The organism is Brevundimonas sp. AAP58 (assembly GCF_001295975.1).
Taxonomy (GTDB): Bacteria; Pseudomonadota; Alphaproteobacteria; order Caulobacterales; family Caulobacteraceae; genus Brevundimonas.
This window is the reverse complement of the sequence record NZ_LJHU01000040.1, coordinates 1-22,443: the sequence shown is the minus strand read 5'-3', so window position 1 is coordinate 22,443 and position 22,443 is coordinate 1. Positions and strand designations below refer to the sequence as shown.

General features: G+C 65.1%; 14 protein-coding genes. 9 read left to right on the top strand and 5 right to left on the bottom strand.

The annotated features are described in order from the left end of the window. Nucleotides 1-128: 128 nt before the first annotated feature. A complete protein-coding gene (locus IP78_RS05590) occupies nucleotides 129-1,811 on the bottom strand; it encodes a Rieske 2Fe-2S domain-containing protein (RefSeq protein WP_082384866.1) in 1,683 nt (560 codons plus the stop codon). 268 nt (nucleotides 1,812-2,079) lie between these two features. On the opposite strand from IP78_RS05590, the gene IP78_RS05585 reads away from it, so the two are divergent. From IP78_RS05585 to IP78_RS05555, 7 genes are all read left to right on the top strand, one after another. Beyond that, a complete protein-coding gene (locus tag IP78_RS05585) occupies nucleotides 2,080-7,929 on the top strand; it encodes a DUF3320 domain-containing protein (RefSeq protein ID WP_054110717.1) in 5,850 nt (1,949 codons plus the stop codon). Nucleotides 7,930-8,202: 273 nt separating this feature from the next. Further along, nucleotides 8,203-8,616 (top strand): potassium channel family protein, encoded by a 414-nt coding sequence (locus tag IP78_RS05580; protein ID WP_054110716.1) that lies wholly within the window; start codon nucleotides 8,203-8,205, stop codon nucleotides 8,614-8,616. Between the two features lie 265 nt (nucleotides 8,617-8,881). After that, entirely contained in the window at nucleotides 8,882-10,126 is a 1,245-nt protein-coding gene (locus tag IP78_RS05575) for a DNA repair exonuclease (RefSeq protein WP_054110715.1), read from the top strand. Then, nucleotides 10,123-13,611: a YhaN family protein gene (locus tag IP78_RS05570; RefSeq protein WP_054110714.1), complete on the top strand. Its 3,489-nt coding sequence runs from the start codon at nucleotides 10,123-10,125 to the stop codon at nucleotides 13,609-13,611. The genes IP78_RS05575 and IP78_RS05570 overlap by 4 nt, the downstream gene beginning before the upstream one ends. 266 nt (nucleotides 13,612-13,877) lie before the next feature. Beyond that, nucleotides 13,878-15,596, top strand: coding sequence for an ATP-dependent endonuclease (locus IP78_RS05565; protein ID WP_054110713.1), 1,719 nt, complete (start codon nucleotides 13,878-13,880; stop codon nucleotides 15,594-15,596). Further along, on the top strand, nucleotides 15,593-17,011 hold the full coding sequence (locus IP78_RS05560; RefSeq protein WP_054110712.1) for an AAA family ATPase: 1,419 nt from the start codon (nucleotides 15,593-15,595) through the stop codon (nucleotides 17,009-17,011). The genes IP78_RS05565 and IP78_RS05560 overlap by 4 nt, the downstream gene beginning before the upstream one ends. Nucleotides 17,012-17,171: 160 nt before the next feature. After that, complete coding sequence (locus IP78_RS05555) at nucleotides 17,172-17,411, top strand: hypothetical protein (protein ID WP_054110711.1); 240 nt, start codon at nucleotides 17,172-17,174, stop codon at nucleotides 17,409-17,411. On the opposite strand, the gene IP78_RS05550 is transcribed toward IP78_RS05555, so the two are convergent. Then, a complete protein-coding gene (locus IP78_RS05550) occupies nucleotides 17,395-17,607 on the bottom strand; it encodes a helix-turn-helix domain-containing protein (protein ID WP_054110749.1) in 213 nt (70 codons plus the stop codon). The two genes, IP78_RS05555 and IP78_RS05550, sit on opposite strands and share 17 nt — an antisense overlap. 179 nt (nucleotides 17,608-17,786) lie before the next feature. On the opposite strand from IP78_RS05550, the gene IP78_RS05545 reads away from it, so the two are divergent. Beyond that, nucleotides 17,787-18,497: a hypothetical protein gene (locus tag IP78_RS05545; protein ID WP_054110710.1), complete on the top strand. Its 711-nt coding sequence runs from the start codon at nucleotides 17,787-17,789 to the stop codon at nucleotides 18,495-18,497. 40 nt (nucleotides 18,498-18,537) lie between these two features. Here IP78_RS05545 and terL read toward each other — a convergent pair whose 3' ends face one another. Genes terL through IP78_RS05530 form a run of 3 tightly spaced genes read right to left on the bottom strand, consistent with a single transcriptional unit; the run spans nucleotide 18,538 to nucleotide 21,863 of the window. Then, nucleotides 18,538-20,031, bottom strand: a complete 1,494-nt coding sequence (terL, locus tag IP78_RS05540; RefSeq protein WP_054110709.1) for a phage terminase large subunit — start codon at nucleotides 20,029-20,031, stop codon at nucleotides 18,538-18,540. Further along, the gene (locus tag IP78_RS05535; protein ID WP_054110708.1) at nucleotides 20,028-20,414 is read right to left on the bottom strand and encodes a DUF5681 domain-containing protein; all 387 of its coding nucleotides are present in this window, start codon (nucleotides 20,412-20,414) and stop codon (nucleotides 20,028-20,030) included. The genes terL and IP78_RS05535 overlap by 4 nt, the downstream gene beginning before the upstream one ends. A 12-nt stretch (nucleotides 20,415-20,426) precedes the next feature. Then, on the bottom strand, nucleotides 20,427-21,863 hold the full coding sequence (locus tag IP78_RS05530; protein ID WP_054110707.1) for a DNA methyltransferase: 1,437 nt from the start codon (nucleotides 21,861-21,863) through the stop codon (nucleotides 20,427-20,429). Nucleotides 21,864-22,188: 325 nt separating this feature from the next. Here IP78_RS05530 and IP78_RS05525 point away from each other — a divergent pair. After that, on the top strand, nucleotides 22,189-22,443 hold a 255-nt coding region (locus IP78_RS05525; protein WP_156320301.1), incomplete at its 3' end, for a DUF3489 domain-containing protein.

Sequence of the window (22,443 nt, the reverse complement as noted above, 5' to 3'; positions counted from 1 at the left end):
TCTCCCGATCGTCGGGAGGACCCGAAGCCGCCGCGAGCGACTCTCGCGCGCCGCCCGTCGACCCGGTGGAGGCGGGAACTGGTGAGGGGTATGCGACGCCCGCTCGCGAGCGGCCTGTCTTCAGGGCGTCAGGCGTCGAGAACCCGTGTCAGACGGGCATGCAGGGCGCGCAGCCTGCACTCCTGATAGGTTCCGAAGTGGACGAATTTGCTGGTCGGCGAACCGCTCTCGCAACCCTTCTGGATCATCGGGACATTCGTCATGTCCTGATCAAACACCTCGTCGAACAGGCCAAAGCCGGCCTGGCGCTCACGGTAGCTTTCGTCGAAATCCAGTTCGACGACGGGGGATTTGGGCGGCTTCTGGCCGCCGGCCGGCATCGGCAGAAGGAAGCGCACCTCCATGATGCTTTCGCCCGGTTGGTCGCCATAGGGCATGAACTGGTACCAGAGCGACGCGCCCTCACCCAACCACGGGAAGAAGTTCGGGAACATGTAGTACTGCACCGCGTCGAGCATCTCGGTGTCCGAGGCCGCGCTGAAATCGCGGCCCGTCATGGCGGTCAAGAGGTTGCGGCGATACTCCGCCCCATAGGCGCGATCGAGGGTCTCGACGGCGTCAAAATCGGGCAATGGCATTCCGGGCGGCGTGACGGCGCGAATGAGGTTTTCGACTGCGGCGCGGGTCGAGGCATCCTCGCCGAGTTCGGGACTCGGCACCGCGGAGGGCGTTATGGATCGGCTGATCTGACTGTGTTCGTCTTCCCAGATGTCATACTGGGTCGAACTGTCGCCGTTCCACGATTGCGCCTGGTTGTGCGTCTCCGAAAGGTGCCAGCCTTCCAGGAAGGCTTCGGCAGAAAGCTTCCAGTTGCCGCGGACCTTCTTGCGCACATGCACCGCGGTCCAGCGGTTGGCGAAGTCATAGTCCTTGAAGTGCTCGGTCAGAACGCCGAGCGCCCGGACCAGCGGAAGCGCGTCTGGATCGGGATTGATGAAGATGTTGCCGCCCCAAGTGTCGCATTTCGCCTCCGGCAGATGAAGCACTTCGTCGGTTGCCCCGTGGAAATCCCAGCGGCCCGGAAGGTTGTTGACGCTGCCGTCCACGTTCCAGGTCCACCCATGGAACGGGCATTTGATGGTCGGCCCGGCACCATGACCGGTACACAGCTGCGTCCCGCGATGCAGGCAGCTGTTGTAGAAGGCCTTGAAGGTCGTCTCGTCGGATCGGACGATGATGAACGATTTGGTCCCGACGTTGTAGACGATGCGGTCGCCGACTGCCGGGATGTCCTCTTCGCGGCCGACGACCTGCCAGGTCTTGAGCCAGAGCTTGTCCATCTCCAGCTTGGCGAAGGCCGGATCGGTGTAGCGGGTGCGTGGGACCGGATCGAGCTCGACCCTGAACTCACCCGTCGCCGCAAAGGCTGGATGGGGCGTCCGCGTGTCCGATTTCAGTAGTTCCGCATAAAGCGGGCTGACCGACGTGAATGACCCCTGCCGTACCGCGTTGACGTTGATGTTCACGTGGCTCTCTCCCTGTCGCGGCCCCGCGCGGGAGCTCGCATCGCTGCGTAACAAGTATCCCGGCTTACCAGTTTGGGCAAGCCGGAGGGTGGCCGGGGAGCTTTGGCTGCTTGTGATCGTCAGGGGACGCCAGACGAAGATGCAAGGGTGGCAGGCGGGGGAGGGGGACTGGCCCTGCGTGGCTGGAAGTCTGAGTTTGGCTCTTTGCGGAAGTTGGTTATGTCCGCTCTGTGCACTGTCATTGTGGCACTCTAGGGCGGAAATGCAGCGTGCCTGTAAACTCATGCCGCCCTCCAACGCGCTCTAAGACGAGCAGCCCAGCCTCTCCACAGCGGTGCGGAAGAGCACGATGTTGGCACGGCCTGAAGCGACCGTTGATGCTGCGACTTCGTTCTGCAGGCGCGCTCAGCGACCAGCAGGAAACACCGCCCGGTGCCCCAAAGTTTGTACATGGCGATCTTCTTGATCAGCGGCGACGGCGGTCGCACGCCACACCTCCCGGTTGACGCAGACCGTTGCATGGAGCCTAGCTGCTCCGTTCCAGGAGGGGCCCATGGACAGTACGGTTCGCGTCGTTGCGAGTGTCGCGGAGAAGGTGACGTTTGCTTCACACCAGAACAGCGCCCCCGTGTTGCTGGATCTGGAGCTTGAGCAGACAGGCGCGGTCACCCTCGAGAATCTCGTCATCGAATTGACGTCGGAGCCCGCGTTCCTCTCGCCCAAGACGTGGCGTCTGGACCGCCTGGAACCGGGAACACGGTCACACGTCCTCGACCGAAAGATCGACCTGAACGCCGGCCTTTTGTTCGAAACGGCGGAGAGTCTCTCAGGCCATGTCATCATCAAGGTGACGAAGGACGGACACACGCTGGGCGAGGCTCGCTTTCCCGTGGAGGTGCTTTCGAGGAATGAGTGGGGCGGTGCGGCCTATATGCCCGAACTACTGGCCGCCTTCGTCACGCCGAACGACCCGGCTGTCGACACGCTGCTCAAGCAGGCCGCGGACGTTCTCCTGCGAGCGGGCAAATCGGACGCCCTGAACGGCTATGAAAGCAAATCGAGTCGGCGGGTATGGGAAATGGTTTCCGCCCTCTGGTCAGCGGTGTCATCGCTCCGCCTGACCTATGCCTTGCCGCCCGCAAGCTTTGAAACGAACGGGCAAAAGGTGCGCACGCCCGGTGTGATCCTGGAAAGCCGAATGGCGACCTGTCTCGACACGGCGCTGCTGTTCGCCGCCGGACTGGAGCAAATGGGTCTGAACGCCATTCTCGTGCTCACGAAGGGTCATGCGTTCGTCGGTTGCTGGCTCGTTCCGCAAGAGTTCGGAAGTCTGACCACTGACGACGCCGTCGCGGTCAGAAAACGCATCGACCTCGGTGAGCTCGTCGTGTTCGAGACCACCCTGGCGACCAACAAGCCCGCAGCCTCTTTCAGTCAGGCCGTCGAGGCGGCGAAGCGGCAAATCGGCCCGTTCGAAGAAGAGAATTTTGTCCTGGCGCTCGACATCCGCCGCGCCCGCTTGCAGCGTCTGAGGCCGCTTGCCCTGCAGATCAAGACGGGGGAGCCCTGGGCCGGCGAGGACTTGCCGCCTGCGGCGGAAAGCCTCGAGGAAGCTCCGCCGCTGCCGGACTTCGACATCGCCGAGGCGGCCGACCCGGCGGTCACGCCGCAAGGGCGGGTAGATCAATGGCGACGCAAGCTTCTGGACCTCACCGTTCGCAATCGCCTGCTCCACACCAAGCCGAGCTCAACCGCCCTCAAATTGATCTGCCCCGACGTGGCGCGGCTGGAAGATCTGTTAGCCGACGGCGCGAAGATACGCATCAAACCCGTGCCCGCGCTGGAGGGGTTCGGCGCCGGCGGACGGGATGCAGACTTGCATCAGGCGAGGACCGGCGAGGCGCTGCTGGAGAGCCACGCCCGGCAGGCGCTCGACGCGGGCGAAGTCCTTTCAGGCTTGGACGGTGACGCCCTCGATGCTCAGTTGGTCGAGCTGTATCGAAAAGCCCGGCTCGATCTGCAGGAGGGCGGGGCGAACACGCTGTTCCTGGCAATGGGTTTCTTGAACTGGAAGCGATCAGAAGCGGATCCGCGCACCTACAGGGCTCCCCTCATTCTCCTGCCGGTGGCTCTTGAACGGAAGAGCGCTCGCTCGGGTGTCGTCCTTACGGCTCATGAAGATGAGCCTCGCTTCAATCTCACCTTGCTGGAGCTCCTTCGGCAGGATTTCGAGCTGATGATACCCGAGCTCGAGGGGGACCTTCCCATGGACGACAAGGGGATCGACGTCCGAGCCGTTTGGACAACGGTGCGCCGCGCTGTCCGAGACGTGCCGGGTTTTGAAGTCGTCGAAGACCTGGCGCTCGGCGTCTTCTCCTTCGCCAAATATCTGATGTGGAAGGACCTCACCGATCGTGTGGACCAGCTGAAGTCCAACGCCGTGGTTCGTCACCTGATCGACACCCCGCGTGAGCCCTTCGTTGGGGAGGACTGTTTCCCCGAAGCGTCCCGGTTGGACGTCGAGTTGGATGCATCGGAACTGTTCGCTCCCTTGCCCGCGGACTCCTCCCAGCTCGCGGCGGTCGTCGCATCCGGCAGGGGCTGCGATTTTGTGCTGGATGGCCCGCCGGGAACCGGCAAGTCGCAGACCATCGCGAACATGATCGCGCACAACCTAGCCCTGGGCCGTAAGGTCCTGTTCGTCGCCGAGAAGATGGCCGCGCTTGAAGTGGTCTATCGCCGTCTGGAGGCTCGCGGACTGGCCCCGTTCTGCCTCGAGCTTCACTCGAACAAGGCGAACAAATTCCAGGTCATTCAGCAGCTTGGCCGCGCTTGGGACACCCGGGACGTCATCGCGGCCGAGGAGTGGAGCCAAGAGACCGGCAAGCTCTCGGCGCTGCGCGACGAGCTGAACGGTCTGGTCGGCCTGCTACATGCCAAGGCGGAAAACGGTCTCAGCCTGTTCGAAGCGATTGGGCGCACCGTCAGAGATGCAGATGCGCGGACGCCGGAGCTGGGATGGCCGGCGAGCGCCCGGCACGACAAGGCGGTCCTGGAGCGGATGCGAGAGACGTGCCGTCAAATGGACCGTCTGTTTGACGCGGTGGACGAACTCGACCCCAACGCGTTCGGGCCGATCGCGGCCGATGACTTCACCGGAGCCTGGCAGAGCGAGATGGTCGCCGCCGTAACCGCGCTGGCGCGGGCGGGTGAGGCGGCGCGAGTTCGGCGCGACGAGCTTGAAGAGCGGCTGAGCTTGCCGCGCGGTCCGGCGGACCGTGCTAGGCTCCAGGCCCTGACGGAACTCTCGGACGCGATCGATGCGTCGCACGGTCTGGACCTGTCATTCGCCTTCGTCCCGGACACGCCCGCCGTCATCGACGCTCTGGAGCGAAGCCTCCGCCACCTTCAGGCCTATCAGAAGGCCGAGCGGAGTCTATCGCAGGCCTACCCGGCGGAGGCCTGCCGCCGAATCCCGACCGCGGCTCTGAAGACGAGACTGGACAAGGCCGACGCCAGCCTGTGGCCGCTGAAACTGTTCGGCCAAGCCGGCGTGAACGGCGCGCTGAAGGCCGCAGCTGGATTGGCGACAAAGCCAAACGCCCGCCATGACCTGCCGTTGGTCGAGACCCTGCAGGGCGAACTGGAGCGTCTCGATGAACTGAAGGCCCAGGCGGGGCGCGCCTCGGCCTGGGCCGGCCTCGCGACAGACGAAGCCCGGCTGACACAAACCCTGGCTGTGGCCCGCAGCCTGAGGGAGGCCACGGTCAGGTTGACCACTACACCTGAAACCCTGGGTACGGTGCGCACCGCAGTCCGCGCCGCCGTCGTGGATGGGAATGAACTGCTCGCCGAAGCCATGCCCATCCGCCAGGCCACGGCCCAATGGCGGACGGCGCACGCGGCCTTTGAGGCTGCGCTGGAGCGCTTCTGCACCGCCGCCCGTTGCGAGACGCCTCTCGACGATCCCGACCTCTTCGGCCGGGTCGCGACCATGAGCGCGGCGATCCTGGCCGACCAACCGAAGTTGCGGGACTGGAGCCTATGGCGGAAGGCGAGGCGGGAAGCTCTATACCTGGAGCTCGATGCCTTGGTGGAGGCGCTTGAGGGTCGGCGGCTCAAGGCCGGCGAGACGCTCTCCCAGTTCGAAACAGCCTACGCGAAATGGTGGGCGAGCGTCCGCATTGACGCGGACGACCGGTTGCGTTTCTTTGTGCCGCGCCAGGAGGCCGATCGCGTCACGGACTTCCGGGCGCTCGATGACAAGGTCGCCGAGCTGACCGTCCGATACATTCGGGCGAAGATTTCCGGCCTGATCCCCGACAAGAACTCCGTTTCCAAGTCATCCGGCTACGGCGTTCTGCGCCACCAGTTGAGCCTCCAGAAGCCTCGAAAGCCGATCCGCTCGCTTCTGACCGAGATGGGTTCCGACGTAACGGCGCTCGCGCCATGCATGCTCATGAGCCCCTTGTCCGTTGCCCAGTATCTGCCCGCTGACGCGGCCTTGTTCGACCTCGTCATCTTCGACGAAGCGAGCCAGATTACGACTTGGGATGCGGTGGGCAGTTTGGCCCGAGGGCGTCAGGTGGTGATCGCGGGCGACCCGCGGCAGATGCCGCCGACAAACTTCTTCCAACGCGGCGCGGGCACCCCTGCAGACGACGAAGTCGATGACAGCATGGAAGAGGATCTGGAGAGCATTCTGGACGAATGCCTCTCGGCCGGCCTGACCCGTCACACGCTCGAATGGCACTACCGGTCGCGGCACGAGAGCCTGATCGCCTTCTCCAACCACCGCTATTACGAGAGCCGACTGGTTACCTTCCCGTCTGCGGTCACCCGCGACACCACCGTGAGCCTCCGGCGCGTGAACGGCGCCTATGCAAAGGGCAGGTCACGGACGAACGCCATCGAGGCGCAGGCGATGGTCGAGGAAACCGTCAAGCGATTGCGCGATCCGACCTTCGGCGGGCGAGGCCGGTCGATCGCGATCGTCACCCTCAACTCCGAGCAACAACGGCTCGTCGAAGACCTGCTAGATAAGGAGCGGGCCAAACACCCGGCGCTGGAGCGCTTCTTCGGCGATCACTGCCTGGAGCCGGTCGTGGTGAAGAACCTGGAGACCGTGCAAGGCGATGAGCGGGATCTGATCCTTCTCGGAATCGGCTACGGTCCGGAGACGGCCGGCGCCCCGACGATGAGCATGAATTTCGGGCCTCTGAACCGCTCCGGCGGATGGCGGAGGCTGAATGTGGCGATCACACGCGCTCGGGAGGAAATGGTCATCTTCTCTTCGTTCGGGCCGGAAATGGTCGATCTGAACCGCACCTCCGCGGAAGCGGTGCGTGACCTCAAACATTTGCTGGAGTTCGCGGAACGCGGCCCGAGAGCCCTTGTTGAAGCCATCCAGGGGTCGGTCGGGGGTTTCGAGTCGCCTTTCGAGCAGGCGGTCGCCCGAGGACTCCGCGACAAGGGATGGACGGTCGTTCCCCAGATCGGCGTCTCACGATTCCGCATCGATCTGGGCGTTGTGCATCCCAACAAGTCGGGCACCTACCTGGCAGGGGTGGAGTGCGACGGCGCGGCCTATCACAGCGCGGCCACAGCGCGTGATCGCGACAAGGTCCGGGCGGGCATTCTCACCGGATTGGGATGGGATCTGGTGCGGGTTTGGTCCACCGCCTGGTGGCATAACCGGGCGCAGGCGCTCGCGCAGCTGGACGCCGAACTGAACGCCCTGCTCGCCGCGGATCGCGAAAAGAGCGTCGACACGCCGGCCGGCCCGGAATCCAAACATGTTCTGGAAGAGGCGCCGACGGTTCTGGAAGACCTGCCTCTCGGACTCGCAGAGCCAGCACCCTCTACCGCGTTCGCCCGGGCGCCGGCGCAGAGCGCCGACGCGCGGCGCGACCTCTACCGGCAAGCAGACCTCTCGACTGAAACCGATCTGAACTCCGGCGCATTTTACGAAGCCAGCTACACGCCCACCCTCCAGCGTCTTGTTCGGACGGTGGTCGATGCCGAGGCGCCCCTCCGGTTGGATGTGCTCGTCAAACGCATCGCGCGTGCTCACGGGTTCAAGCAGTCTGGGCGGCTGATCCGCGAACGGGTGGAGGAGGTCGCCAAGGCGCTCTACCTCGTTTTGCCTGATCCGGATGGACTGCTGTTCGTCTGGCGGGATTGGGCGTCCGTGGAGACCTGGTCGCGAGTCCGGCTCCCGGATGGAGAGGCCAATGTCCGCTTCATCGACGAGGTTCCCAACGCCGAATTGGCGGCGCTCGCACGCCAACTCCCTGGACCTGACAGCGCTGTGGAGATCGCCCGGAGGTTGGGTATTCGACGCTTGTCGGCGGCGGCTCGGTCACGCCTGGAAACGGCCTTGGCCTCCCTCGACCATGGCTGAACGCGCCGGCTTTCGAAGGGCGGTGTGGCGAGCGCTGGCGCCCGGCGCTCGAGCGAAAGGCATCTCGGCGCTTAACCTTGGTCTGGGGGCCGCCATCTTGCTCGCGGTGCTGCTGGCCGTCCTGGAAACCGAGCCTAGCCTGCACCGCTGGGCGCAGATCTTCTGGGCCCTCCAAGTGGTGTTGGGGGTAGTATTCGCCGTGAATATGCGGCCCGGCTTTGGGTCTCTGCGGAAGACCTTCCGACGGAGCCATGGCGAGGTCGGCTCGCGTTTGTGCTCTCGCGGGCCGGGCTGGCGGATTTGGCGGCCGTTCTCTCCGTCCTGTTCTGGTCAGCGAGTTCGGGTGGTTTCCTGCTGCGGCTCGTTCGACTTCTGCGTCTTGTCCGGGTTGCAAAGCTTGGCCGATTTTCCCGCGCATGTGCGGAGATCAGCCGCGCCCTCATTGACCGACGTGAGGCCCTGACGATCAGTTTCGGCCTCGCGCTCGTTGCCGTCCTACTTACGGCGACGGCCCTGTATTTCGTGGAAGGCGCGGTTCAACCCGAGGCGTTCGGCAGCATCCCACGGGCGGCCTGGTGGGCGGTGACCACGCTCACGACCATCGGATATGGCGACGTCTATCCGGTGACGCCTCTTGGGCGCGCCCTCGGCTCAGTCGCTGCGATCGCCAGCATCGGGGCGCGTTGACCGTCACGGACAGGCTTGGGGACCCTTTCCAAAAAGCGCTCAAGCGGGCACCCATGCGTCCGATTCTGACGTATCGACCGGGCAAGGTACGGGCATAGGAGAACATCCCATGTCCCGAGCCGCTGAACCCCGCCCTTCCCCTGCCGCCCTCCTCTACCTCGAGCGCGCGCGCCGATCCGCGCCATTCACGGTTAAGTCGCCCCGCAGCTAGAGCCGTCATTGGCGTTGGGGGCGTGGTGAGTCTAACGTCTCAGGCGGAGGGCCTATGGACTTCAGATTCCTGCACGCGGCGGACATTCATCTCGACAGCCCCTTGCGCGGCCTTGCCCGCTATGAGGGCGTACCGGCGGAGCTTGTCAGGACCGCCACGCGCAGCGCGCTCGACAATCTCGTAAGCTACGCCATCGAGGAGAAAGTCGCCTTCCTAGTGATCGCGGGCGACCTCTATGATGGCGATTGGGAAGCCTTCGCCACCGGTCTGTACTTCTGCAGCGCGATGGGTCGCCTGAACGAAGCCGGGATCGCCGTCTACCTGATCTACGGCAACCACGACGCGGAATCGCATCTCACCAAACAGTTGCCCCTGCCGCCCAACGTGAAGGCCTTCCGTTCGGACCGCCCTGAAACGGTGACACACGCGCCAACGGGCGTCATCCTGCACGGACAGAGTTACAAGTCTCGCGACCCCGGGGGCGACCTGGCAGGAGGCTATCCCCCGGCCATCGACGGCTCGTTCAACATCGGCGTGCTCCACACCGCTCTGACCGGAGATCGGGGCCACGCTCCCTATGCCCCCTGCCGTCCCGAGGAGTTGGCTGCGAAGGGATACGACTACTGGGCGCTAGGCCATGTGCACGGCTTCGAGATCGTCACTGCCGTCCCCCATGTAGTTTTTCCAGGCAATCTGCAGGGTCGCAACATTCGGGAGACCGGGCCAAAGGGCGCCGCTCTCGTGACCGTGGCTGACGGCCATGTCCGGGCCGTGGACCATATTCCAATGGATGTGGTTCGGTGGGCCGATGTGGACGTCGACCTCGGCGGCGCGGGGTCGGTAACCGACGGCCACGAGCGGATCCGCCAAAGTCTCGAGGCAGCGCTTTCTGGCCAGGCAGACGGTCGTCCGATGATGGCGCGGGTGCGCCTATCCGGCGAGACGCTGATCCACGACGTGCTGGCTGAGGAGCGCAACGCCTGGCGGGAAGGCGTGCGAGCGATCGCCAGGGGCCTCTCTGACGAGCTCTGGATCGAGAAGGTGGTGGCGGCCACGCGGCCGCCGGCCCGGACGCAAGCGCTCGGAGATGAACTGGACGCTCTGCTGGAGCAACTCGCGGCCGACCCGGCCACTGCGTCTGCGATCGTCGACGACCTTGCGGACTTCCTGGCCCGCGCGCCCGCCGAGCTGGACCGGGAACTCGACCTGCTGCCTGAGGTGAGGGCCGGGCAGCTTGGCGGCGTGCTGCCGGATGCGGCGGCGGCGTTGCGCGCCCGTCTACAGACGGGGGTCGCGTGAGGTTCGCCGAGCTCCAACTGATCCGGTATGGCCGGTTCCAGGACTGCAGCCTGTCGTTCGCAGCCGGCGATAGCGACCTGCAGATAATCGTCGGCCCGAACGAAGCCGGCAAGTCGACCACGCTGGCCTCGATCAGCGACCTGCTGTTCGGCTTCGGACCCCGCACGCGTTTCGGCTTCAAGTTCGACCAGAAACTGCTCCGCGTGGGCGCCATCATCGAGGGCGATGGTTCGCGCTTGGAAGTTCGGCGACGCAAAGGGAATGTCGACACCTTGCTGGGGCCCGACGACCAACCTTTGGATCCGGCCCTGCTCGGCGCGCGGCTCGCTGGACAGACCCGCGAGAGCTACGAACGCATGTTCGGGCTAGACCATGCGCGCCTGCGCGAAGGCGGCAAGCTCATCCTTGAGGCCAAGGACGATGTGGGCGCGACGATCTTCGCCGCCGGTTCGGGCATGGTGCGCGTGGCCCATCTTTGTGATCAGCTCGAACAGGAAGCGGCCGAGATCTGGACGAAAAGAGCGGGCGACAACCGCCATTTCACGGCCGCCTACAGCGCCTACCAGGCGGCGAAGGCTGGTCTCAAGGAAGCCGAGGTGAGACCCGCGGCCTGGGCGAGGGCCAAGAAGGATCTCAAGGTTATCGAGTCGGAGCTCGACGAGCTCAAGGCGAAGCGCACCGCCCTCGCGCGCGACCAGCGCACGGTGCAGCGCAAACAACTTGTCCTGCGCCCCTTGGCGGAGCGCGCGCGGGCTCTGGCGCGCGTGTCAGAACTCGGGGATATCCCGGAAATCTCCTTGGAGGTCGCCGACCGCCTCGAGACCGCGCTGGGGTCGTTGCAGACAGCCGGGACCGAGGCGGGCCTAGCGAAGTTGCAAGCCGACCGCCTGCAAGAGGCACTGGACACCGTGCGGCCAGACCCGGCTGTCCTGGCCGCCGCCGCAGAGGTAGATGCCCTCAGGGATCTGAAGGGGGTCGTCGACGAAGGAGCCGCATCGCTGCCGGCGCTGGACGCGACCCTGCAAAACCTCGCCCAGCGAGTTTCAGCCAACGTCACGGAGATCGGATGGCCGCCGGAGCCGGCCAAGGATCTGAAAGCGCGCCTGCCTGGACGCCCCTCGATCGCGGAGTTGCGCGAGCTTATCGAGCAGCGCGGAGCCATTGACGAGCAACTTCGGGCCACCCGGGAAGCGGTGGAGGGTGCGTCGCACGAGGCCGATCGGCTGCAGACGGCGATATCCGGACTGCCCCCCCGAAATGACATACGGCCGCTTCAGGAGGCGTTGCGCGAAGTCCGTAGGGCGGGCCTGTCCCAGGCTACAGCCTCAGCCGAGGCCGCGTGTCGTGAACTCGAGGCGCTGCTCGCGGCCCGAATGCGGGCTTTGTCGCCGTGGCGCGGCGACGTGGCCGCGCTGCGGGCGTTACCGCAACCCGCGGAGCCGGACGTGGCGCGGGTAATGGCCGAGTTGACCGAAGCCCGCGAGAAGATGCGCCAAGAGGGTGAAGCCTGCGCTAGGGCGGAATCCCGCCTCGAACAGTTGCAGCTGGAGCGCAAGCACAAGGTGCTCGGCCACCCGACCCCTTCCGCGTCCGACCTCGCGGCGGCCCGGGACGTCAGAGAAGCACGTTGGGCCCCGCTCAAGGGTCACATCCAGGGCGACACGGCGCTCGACCACCCCCTGGCGACCGTCGAGGCTTACGAACAAGCCATCGTGGCCAGCGATCGTGTGGCGGACGAGCGGTTCGCAGGGGCTGAGCACGCCGGCGATCTTTCGGCGCACGAGCGCGAGATTGAAAAGACCGAGCTGGAGCTCACGCAAGCTAACGGCCGACGGCTTCTCGCCTTGGCGACGGGGGACGCAGCGTTGACCGCCTTCGGCAAGCTGGTGGAACCGCTCGGCGTCAGCGTGTCGCCAGAAGCCTTCCCGGGATGGACGGCGGCGTGCGACCAAGCCCTTCAGCACGCGGATGCCCTGGACCTGGCCAGCAGGGATGTGGAAACCGCCCGGCAGGCCGAAACGGCCGCAAGCCACGCCTTGGCCCGCGCCTTGGGTCGTGCCCAAATCGACGCAGACCCGGCGAGCTTGCAGCGTCTGTGGGACGAGGCGGAGCAGCGCGTTGAGGCGGCTCGGGAAGCCGAAGCCCAGGAACGCGAACTGCGTGCCAAGCTCGCGGCTGCGCAGGAGGCGCTCGAACGGGCGACAGGGAAGGCCGGCGGCGCGAAGGCCGCAGACTCGGCGTGGACCGCCGCCTGGCGACCGGCTCTGGAACGCGCCCGGCTTCCTGCCGACGCGGCGGTGGCGGCTGCCCGCGCGCGGCTCGATTTGATTGAGATCGTTCGCCAGGACGTCGACAAGCAGCTGGACCTGGAAGCAGAGACTGCAGGCATCTGGGCCGCCCAATCGACCTTCAAAAGCCGCGTTGCCGCCGCCGCGCTTAGCGCAGGGTTTCCGGAACTCCAGGACGACGCCAAGACCTTTGCGGCCTTGCAGGAAGCATGCCTAGCCGCTCGCAAGCAGGCGGACCGCGCCGAAGCCTTGGCAGACCAGCTCCAGGCCGCTCTCTCGAACAAGGCGACCGCGGAAGAAGAGCTCGCCCGCGCGAAGGGGCTGTTGGAGCCGTTGATCGAGGCGGGCGCAGACCCGGAAGCTCCCGGAACAGTCAGAGAGATATTGGGCCGGGCGCGCGAAGCGACGGGCTTGCGTGACCGCATCAACCAGCTTGAGGACGAGCTCCTCTCATACGGAGACGGCCGCAGCCTGGAGGCGCTGATCGAGGAGGTCTCCGGCGCTCAGCCCGACGAACTCGCCGCCGAGGCCGAGGGCTGGGCTGCGGAGCTAGACGGTCTCAATCCGCAAATCGACGTCAAAAGTGAGGCTCGCCAGGCGGCGCTGACCGCCTTTGAGGCGCTGGACGACCGACCCGATGCGGCGATCGCCGCCTTCGCTATGGCGGAAGCCCGCAGCGAAATGGCTTTTCAAGCGGAGCTCTATATCCGTAAGCGCGCAGAAGCCCGGCTCCTGAAAATAGCGGTGGAGCGGTATCGCCAGGAAAAGCAGGGACCTCTGCTCACCCGAGCCTCGGCCCTGTTCCGCACACTCACCCTCGACGCCTTCTCCGCCCTAATGGTCGACTACGACGACAACACGCCGAAGCTCGCCGGCGTGCGTTCGGATGGAGCCACGGTGGTGCCGGTAGAGGGGATGAGCGACGGCACGGTGGACCAGCTGTTCCTCGCGCTTCGGGTCGCGGCGGTTGAGGAAGCGCTAGCCCAAGGTGCCAAGCTGCCTTTCCTGGCCGACGACCTGTTCATAAACTTCGACGACGAGCGGGCCGCTGCCGGGTTCAAAGTCTTGGCCGAGCTGGCGCGGAAAACCCAGGTGCTTTTCTTCACCCATCACGCTCATTTGGCCGACGTCGCGGATGGGGCGCTCCATCCTGCCAAGGTCTCGGTCTGCGGCCTTGATCGTGAAGAACTCTCATAAGCGCTAGCAGGGACTGCGTCCGCTTAGCGGGCCGCGCCGTTGGGCCACGACGGCGCGTGGTTCGTGGACCTCAGCGGCTTGGTGATCGAGAGTCAACGTTCTGCTGGTGCCCAAATGTCCGCACTTTGCGCTTCCCAGACCCTCGGGCGGACTGCCGTTCTTGGCTCAGCAGAGACCTTGGGAAGGTCTACTACAATCCCAACGGCCGACTGGACGGTGCAACCGATAGCTGAGAACTGATAGACTCTCGGCCGGGGGGAAATGTGATGGCGCGCATCCGGCTTGTGGAAATCGAGAACTTCCGCGGAATCAAGACGCTGAAGTGGCGACCAAAGAACGGGATCAACTGCCTCATTGGGCCTGGGGACAGTTGCAAGACCACCATCCTGGACGCCATCGACCTATGCATGTCAGCCCGTCGGAACTTGCAGTTCACCGACGCCGACTTCCACGGGCTCGTCGTCGAGAGTCCAGTGTCAATCACCTGCACTATTGGGGCACTGGAGGACCGGCTAAAAAGCATCGACGCCTACGGGCTGTTTCTGCGCGGCTTCGACCCGGCCACCGGCGAAGTCGAGGAGGAGCCGGGCAAGGGGCTCGAAACGGTCCTCACCTTGAATCTGACGATCACCAGCGATCTGGAACCAGCGTGGTCGCTCGTGTCCGATCGCGCCGCCGCTCAGGGGCAATCCCGCAATCTTTCTTGGGCTGACCGCCAGCGGATCTCGCCCACCCGTATCGGGGCTGGTGCCGATCAGAATCTCGTCTGGAGACGGGGGTCGATCCTAAACAAGCTGTCGGACGAGAAGGCCGACGCCTCGGCCGCTTTCGTCGAGGCGGCCCGGGAGGCGCGCGCAGCGTTCGGCGACAAGGCGGGAAAAGAGCTGATCGCGGCTCTGTCGGCGGTGAGGGAGGCTGCGGCGGATCTCGGCATCCCGGTGGGCGGTGACGTGCGCGCTATGCTCGATGCCCACTCGGTCTCATTTAGCGGGGGTACGATCTCCCTCCACAGCGAGGGCGGCGTGCCGCTTCGCGCGCTCGGAGTGGGCTCGACACGGCTATTGATTGCGGGCTTGCAGCGCAAGGCCGCGAAGGAAGCCAGCGTCCTGTTGGTAGACGAACTCGAGCACGGGCTTGAGCCTCACCGGATCCTGCGCCTGCTGCACTCTATGGGGAGCAAGGAAGCGGGAGAACCGATCCAAGGGTTTCTAACTACCCACTCGCCCGTCGCCCTGCAGGAGCTCTCCGGGAGTCAGCTGTGGGTGGTCCGCCACGATGACGGCAGCGTCCTCATGGAGTGCGTCGGAGTTGCTGACGACGTCCAGAGCACCATCCGCGTGTTTCCCGAAGCCTTCCTGGCCCGTTCCGTTATCGTCTGCGAGGGTGGCAGCGAGGTGGGCCTGCTCCGCGGTCTCGATCGCTGCAGGGTCGCTGCGGGCAAGCCCTCGCTGATGGCGCTAGGAGTAGCACTGGTGGACGCAGGAGGCGTCGACAAGATCTACAAGCGCGCCATCGCGCTTCGGAAGCTCGGCTATCGCTGCCAGGTCCTGCGCGATGACGATGTTCAACCCGATGCAGCCGAAGAGAAGGCGTTCGTCGAAGGCGGGGGCGAGCTGACGATGTGGTCGAACGGCCGGAAGCTGGAGCAGGAGGTTTTCATCTGCCTAGACGACGACGCCATCGGCGCGCTGCTGGACTACGCCGAGGAATTGCACGACGCCTCGCATCTCAACGATCATATCAAATCGGTGAGCGGCGGCGTCGCAACCTACAACGACCTGCGCGCGGAGATGCTGGTCGGCAGTCTCACGGGACCCCAGCGCGAACTGCTCGGTAATGCGTCCAGCCTCAAAAAGAAGGGCTGGTTCAAGTCCATCACTTGGATGGAAGAGGCAACCGTGCGGGCCATTGGTCCCGGGCTGGCAAAAGCCACCGGCGAACTGAGCCCGACCGTTGAGAAGCTCTTCGCCTCGGCGGTGATGTGAGCGAGGAGATCGACCTTCTCGGGATCCGACGCGGCAGCATCACCGCGCCCGCCGGCTGCGGTAAGACGCACCTGATTGCTTCGAGCCTGCAGCGCCACACCGGCTCCAAGCCGGTGCTGATCCTGACCCACACCACGGCCGGGGTGGTGGCCCTGCGCCAAAGGCTGGATAAGATGGATGTCCCGACGAGCGCCTACCGGGTAACCACCATCGACGGCTGGGCCATGAAGCTGGTCGCCATGTTCCCGGAGCGCAGCGCCATCGACCCAACCGTCCTGGAGCTCCGCAACCGGCACAAGGACTATGTCGCCATCCAGCGCGCCGCACACGAAGTGCTGAAAGCGGGCCACATCGATGACGTGCTGGCCGCGAACTTCTCGCACCAGATCGCCGACGAGTATCAGGACTGCGGCCAGGACCAGCATGCGATCGTCTATTATGGCTCGCGGTCGCTTCCGACCTGCGTGTTGGGCGACCCGATGCAGGCTGTCTTCACCTTCAGCGGCCCGCTGCCGGACTGGGAGACGAACGTCTGCAAATACTTCCCGTCACACGGGGCGCTCGACACGCCCTGGCGGTGGAAAAACGCCGGGACGGAGCTATTCGGTCTTTGGCTCCTTGATGTCCGCAAACGCCTAGAAGCCGGCCAGAACATCGACCTGTCGAAGGCCCCGCACCATGTACAGTGGATCGAGCTGGATGGGATCGAGGACCACCTTCGCCGCATCCGGGCTGCGGGTACGAAGGCGCCCGACGACGGGCGTGTCCTGATCATCGGCAACAGCAAGAGCCCGCCAAGCCAGCGGCTGATCGCCAGTCAGACTCCAGGCGCGACCACCGTAGAAGCGGTCGACCTGCGCGACTTCATCGAGTTCGCCCTCATGTTCCGCCTCGGCGCGGCGGACGCCCTAGCGCGACTGGTGCGGTTCGCCGATGAGGTCCTGACCGGCATCGGGGCAAATGACTACCTGACTCGGATCGCCACTTTGAAGGCCGGCCGCAACCGCAATCCGCCAACCGAAGCCGAACAGGCGGGCCTAGATTTCGAGGCTCAGCGATCCTTCGAGGCCGCCGTGAACCTGCTGGTCGAGCTCAACAAGCAGAGTGGCGTCAGGGCTCACCGGCCCTTGGTCTTCAACGCTTGCATCCGCGCGATGAACGAGGCCGACTCCGCCGATCCGAACTCTCTCTATGAGGCGGCCGTCCGCGCGCGCGAACAAAACCGGCAGATCGGCCGCGCCCTGCCGCGCCGCGGCGTCGGCAGCACGCTCACGCTAAAGGGGCTGGAGGCGGAAGTCGCGGTGATCCTTGACCCGTCGGACATGGACGCCGCCCACCTATATGTGGCGATGACCCGTGGCTCGAAGGGCCTTGTGATCTGCTCATCAACCCCGGTGATCGCGCCGTCCAGCTGACTTGGGCATGGTTGGAACTTCAGGCTGGTATGGGTCGGTTGCCAACCAAGTGGGCAGCACGGATGAAAGTCCGGTTTCGGGCTAGACTCCAATGTCTCCTTCTGGCGCATTTCTGACATCTCCACTGGACTAAGGCCTTCGTCAGAGCGGTAGTCGGGCCATGACCGACGACGACGCGCCCCAGCTTGACCCCGAAGACGCCCTGGAGGCGAAGCTCCGCCTCGGCGTGCTGGCCTCAGCCCTGCTGGATTCCGCCCAGGTCCTTTGCACCGACGTAGAACTCCTCCGTTTCGACGTAAGCGGCCGCATCCTCCGCTCACAGGCTACAGACTTCGCTACCCTGGCGGCCGCGATGGAGGTCCTGGAGCGCCGTAGCCAGCCGATCAGTCGTCGAGAGTGACCAGGTCTTGAAGGGTCACTGCTAGACCCTTTGCGAGCTTGTCGAGCACCGAGATGGTGGGGTTACGGACCCCACGTTCCACCCCCGAGACATAGGTCCGATGAAGGCCCGACCGGTCGGCCAACTCCTCCTGCGAGAGACCGCGCTCCTGGCGCAGGCGCTGCAGGCGCAGTCCCAGTCTCTTGCGCACATCCATGCGCTCAGGGTGGCTGCAGCGCATCCTATCGGGCGACAGCCGATGAGTCCCATTTTCAGTTGACCGGTCGGGCGAGTGTGAGCGACCACACGTCAATCGAGACTCATAGGATGCGAAGCTGTGATCCGGGGTCTTGGCAGCCGACGCATGGTGCGGTCGGCAAGGAAGCGGGGACTCTTATGGACGGCGTCGTGGGTGCAGTTTCAGGCTTGGCCATCATGGGCAGCCTGTTCGGGCTAGCAGGGGTGGTGAAGCCCTTCTGGTTCATGAAGAAGCGCTGGCAGGGCGGCGCGATCGCGGTAGCAGGGTTCGTGGCATTCACGGGATTGAACAGCGTGCCGGTGAGACGTCCCGAGCACATAGCGGCTGCGGAATGGGCCGACCGGGTCCAGGTGTGCCGTCAGACTGCTCAGTTGCGCGACTGCCCCCTAAACGACGACATGGTCCTTGCCGCGCGTGCTGAGCTTGAGGAAGAGCGGCGCGAGGCTGCGGCCGACGAGCAGATCCGGTTGGCCGAGGAAGAGGCGTCAGAGGCCGAGCGGCTGGCCCGCGCCCGGGACCGAGAGATCGCCGCCGTGGGCGACGCCACCGTCGCGTCGGCCGAGAAGCTTCATGACCCGACCCAGCAGGCGCTCTGGATCGCGCGGACCGAGATCGCGGTCCGCGACCAGATGCGCGACCCGAGGGCGGTCCGCTTCCGCAACAATCGCTTCGTCATCTTCCAGGGCTCTACGCCCATGGTGTGCGGCGAGATCAACGCCACCAATGGGTTTGGAGGCCGCACGGGTTATCAGCGGTTCATCGCCTCGGGAGAGACGTTCGGGCCGGTGCTGGAGGAGATGATGGCCCCTCAGGAGTTTGCCCAAAGCTGGAACCAGATCTGCACGTAGAACCAGGGACCGCGATGGCGCGAGCTGTATTCAGGTGGAGTCATCGTGTTCTGGTCCGGTCGACCCTGCGAGGGTCTAACAGCTGCCGTCCGCCACGGCCGACCGTCCAGGCCAGGAACTGGCTGACGCTGTCGACCTGGTCATCATGGCGACCGTTCGGGAACGCCATCATCTCGCGACGCAGGTCGTCAAGCCAAGGCGCGTCGCGTGGGAGGAGGGCCTTACCCGAGTAGAGGGGGTCTGAAGCGGCGGCGAACCGCTCCGCCTTGCCCAGCCTGGGCGACGCGGCCAGACGGGCGCAGTAGGGTGCATGGTGCTCTGGTTCGCTCTGACCTCTCCAATCCCGCGCGAGGCTATCGAGGATGGCGCGCCCGACACCGGCCTCCTCGACGATGATGAGATCGGCGAGCCATTTGCGGCGCTCGGCCCGTATACGGGCCAGTAGATCGGAATAGGCCAGGCGGACCCGTATAAGGTCGAGCAGCTTCCAGGCCGTGCCGTCATGGCCCCACACGGTCCCGACCGAATAGTCGGCGGACGGCGAGACCGTGTCGGCCGTGTCCCAGCTCATGACCACCTTGTGGAGCAGTCGTCGGCCATCGCGGGTCCGATAGTCGAGGGGATCGTCGTCGTGGAACTGGATGCGATCCCAACGAAGGATGTCACCATCGGCAGGTGTGGGGTTCTGCTGATATTGGGCCTCGAAAGCCCGTGACCCGAGGCCGACCCGGATCTCCTCCAGAACCGACATCGGCTCGCGGTCGGGGTTCAAGACGTCGCCGATCCGGCGGACGTGTGTGCGACCGCGCGTGAGGGGAATGATCTCGTCCCGCACGGCGATGGCCGGCAGGTTCAGATGGCGGTAGCCGCCCTTCGCGGTCAGGTGGGCGGAGACGTCGTCTTCATGCAGGCGTTGCTGGATGGCGATGACGGCTCCGCTGGCCTTGTCGTTCAGGCGGGTGAAGAGGGATTCGTCCACGAACCGCTGAGCCCTCGCTCTGGCTTCGGGGTAGGAGGCGTCGGCGGCCTTCAGGAGGTCGTCGATGATGATCAGATCGGCACCGTAGCCTGTGACCGCCGATCCGACCGCTGTAGCGAACCGGAAGCCACCCTGTTTGGTTCTGACCTCGTTCTCGGTTTCCCTGTCGATGGAGGTTGCAGTGACAGGGAAGACCCTCTTGTACCAGTCCGAGGTGATCACCTTGCGGAAGTCGCGCGACAGGGAGGAGGCCAGCTCCTGGCCGTAGCTGGCGCAGATGATCTTACAGGTCGGGTCGCGGCCCATCATCCAGGCCGAGAAGGCCACCGTCGTCATGATCGACTTCAGATGACGGGGCGGCACGGTGATCTGCAGACGACGGTTGGAGCCGTCTGCGATCTCGTTCAACGCCTGGAGCATGGCTGACAGGTACCAGCCCCTGGCCAGCTCGACCTTGGGGTTGAGGGTTGTGAAGGTCAGTTCGAGAAAGGTGCCGAAGTCGTCGCGTGCGCGTACGAACAGGAGGTCTTCGACGGGGATTGGGAGGGCTTTCATAGCCCTCCCTCCGCCGCGTGTTCCCGGACAAGCGCCTCGAAGATCGCATTGCACTGCTCCGTGGTGAGTTCCGTCTTCTGGTCCGCCGAAGAGCCCGTAGGCGGCGGCACGGCCTGGGCCATCGCCTTGACCAGAAAAGTGAGCGCCCGCAGGTCGCCCTTGGCGGCGTTATCGACCTGCTGGCGAATGGCCACCTCCGCCTTGGTTAGATAGACTCGACGTCCATTGATCGTCACGGGGACGCGGGTCTGCATGGCGTCGTGGAGCAGGGTGAACAGATTGTGCGATCCCTTGGGGCGGCCCTTGGGGTTGCCAGACTGGCCGGCCTTGAACCGGGTGGCCTGGGGTGGTCGGCCGTAGCCGACGGCGTAGTCGTCAGACATCGATCATCTCCCTCAAGCGGCCAGACGGGTGCGGACCCGGACACGCGGGGAGGGGAGGGCGTTGATGCCGGCGAGCGGCGACGCGATCTCCTCCTGCGCTGGCGCGGCCTCTGAGACACTGGCGCGTTCAGAGCGGACCTCCCGGAACGTCTGACCGGTAGCGGCTAAACGCGCCTCCCGGCCTGTGAATTCCTGCCAGCGGGTGACGCCCACATCGACGTAACGGGGGTCGAGCTCGGTGGCGAAGCTGCGGCGCCCGACCTGCTCTGCGGCGATGATGGTCGTGCCGCTGCCGCTGAACAGATCGAGGACCGCGTCACCCTTGGCCGTGCAGTCGAGGATGGCGTCGCGCACGAGCGCGAGCGGCTTGACGGTGGGGTGCATTTCCCGCGCCTTGGCCTTGCCGGCTCCGAACCCGTTGACACCCTCATAGGTCCAGACGTTGGATCGGTCGCGGCCGTGCTTGCCCAGTTCCACCCGGTTCACGTGCGAAGCGCCGGGCTTTCTGAACAGAAAGATCAGCTCGTGACGGGAGCGGTAGAAGCTCCCCATGCCGCCGGCCTTCTTGTCCCAGACAATAAGATTGAGCCTTTCCAGCTCGGCGGCGGATGCTGCGGCGAGCGTGTGCTCAATATGTCGATGGTCAATGCACCAGTAGAGCAGGCCGCCGTCGATCAGGTTTTCGCGGGCCCTCACCATGACCTGGGTTGAGAACCCGGTGAACTCGTCATCGGTCATCTCGCCGGACGCCATGACGAACTCGCCATGCTTGCCGCCGCTCGTGACGTGGCCGGCGATCGGGACATTGTACGGCACGTCCGTGAAGACGCACCGGACCTTCTCACCGCCGAGCAGCCTGGCGAAGCTGGCACGCTCGGTGGCGTCTCCACAGAGGAGGCGGCCGTTGCCCAACTGCCAGAGGTCGCCAATCCGGCTGGTGATCTGATCAGGCAGAGCAGGGATGGCGTTTTCTGTGCGGTCGCCGCTATCGCCGCCGAACATGATGCTGTCGATCTTGGCCGAGGAGAAGCCGGTCAGCTCCAGGCTGAAGCTCAGGTCCATGCCCGACAGCTCCTGCAGTTCTAGCTTCAAGGTCTCATTGTCCCAGCCGGCGAGTTGGCCGAGCTGGTTTTCAGCGATGGCGAACACCCGTCGCTCGGCCTCTGACAGATGGGTGATGCGAATACAGGGGACTTTGGTCATGCCGAGGAGGCGGGCCGCCTGCACCCGACCCTTGCCGCAGATGATGCGGTTGTCCGCGTCGATCAGGACCGGGATCAGGAAGCCGAACTGCAGAATGCAGGCGGCCATCGCTTCGATCATGCTCTTCGTGCGGGTTCGAAGTTGTCGGCTGCCGAGCACGAGGGTGTCGATGGAAATGAGCTCCACCGCCAGGGTGACGGATGGAGGAATTTGCCGGGCAATGGTTTGGGCAGGGTCGATCGTCATGATCAGGTCTCCAGACAGGCAGGCACAGGATCGCAATCGCGCAAGCGCGTGCGGCTGACGCCGATGTTGATGAGGGGAACCTGTCGAATGCCCGGTGGGACGAAGCCCGATGTTCTGCCGACAGCGCCGGATTAAGTCCGACGAGCGGAGGTGGATTTTTCACAACAAGGCCGCAAGGGCGGCGCTGGAATTATCTGCAAGAGGCCGCTTGTCCGACTGGACTTGCGCCGCACAGCAAGCGGTAGTGATCCCGTTCCCGCCCGGCAGTCCGGGCTCGGCTCAGTAGGGCGCAACCCCGCGCTCGTTGATCCGAGAAATATGCACCATGCCCCGCACATCCAAGACCGAAGCGCCTGCCGCGCCCCGGCCGCGCACCTCCTCCAAGCTCGATCGCCTGATCACGATCCTCGCGCGCGAGGAGGGTGCCGACATGCCGACGATGATCGAGGCCACCGGCTGGCAGGCCCACTCCGTCCGCGGGGCCATGGCCGGCGCGCTGAAGAAGAAGGGTCACGTCGTCACGAGCGAGAAGACAGACGACCGGCGGGTCTGGCGTATCGCCCAGGCTGCCGAGCCCGCC

Excerpts from the sequence above, each read along its gene's own strand:
- IP78_RS05535 (WP_054110708.1), bottom strand. The coding sequence starts at position 20,414 with ATGTCTGACGACTACGCCGTCGGCTACGGCCGACCACCCCAGGCCACC.
- IP78_RS05550 (WP_054110749.1), bottom strand. The coding sequence starts at position 17,607 with ATGGATGTGCGCAAGAGACTGGGACTGCGCCTGCAGCGCCTGCGCCAG.
- terL (WP_054110709.1), bottom strand. The coding sequence starts at position 20,031 with ATGAAAGCCCTCCCAATCCCCGTCGAAGACCTCCTGTTCGTACGCGCA.
- IP78_RS05565 (WP_054110713.1), top strand. The coding sequence starts at position 13,878 with ATGGCGCGCATCCGGCTTGTGGAAATCGAGAACTTCCGCGGAATCAAG.
- IP78_RS05545 (WP_054110710.1), top strand. The coding sequence starts at position 17,787 with ATGGACGGCGTCGTGGGTGCAGTTTCAGGCTTGGCCATCATGGGCAGC.
- IP78_RS05590 (WP_082384866.1), bottom strand. The coding sequence starts at position 1,811 with ATGAGTTTACAGGCACGCTGCATTTCCGCCCTAGAGTGCCACAATGAC.
- IP78_RS05555 (WP_054110711.1), top strand. The coding sequence starts at position 17,172 with ATGACCGACGACGACGCGCCCCAGCTTGACCCCGAAGACGCCCTGGAG.
- IP78_RS05575 (WP_054110715.1), top strand. The coding sequence starts at position 8,882 with ATGGACTTCAGATTCCTGCACGCGGCGGACATTCATCTCGACAGCCCC.
- IP78_RS05530 (WP_054110707.1), bottom strand. The coding sequence starts at position 21,863 with ATGACGATCGACCCTGCCCAAACCATTGCCCGGCAAATTCCTCCATCC.
- IP78_RS05585 (WP_054110717.1), top strand. The coding sequence starts at position 2,080 with ATGGACAGTACGGTTCGCGTCGTTGCGAGTGTCGCGGAGAAGGTGACG.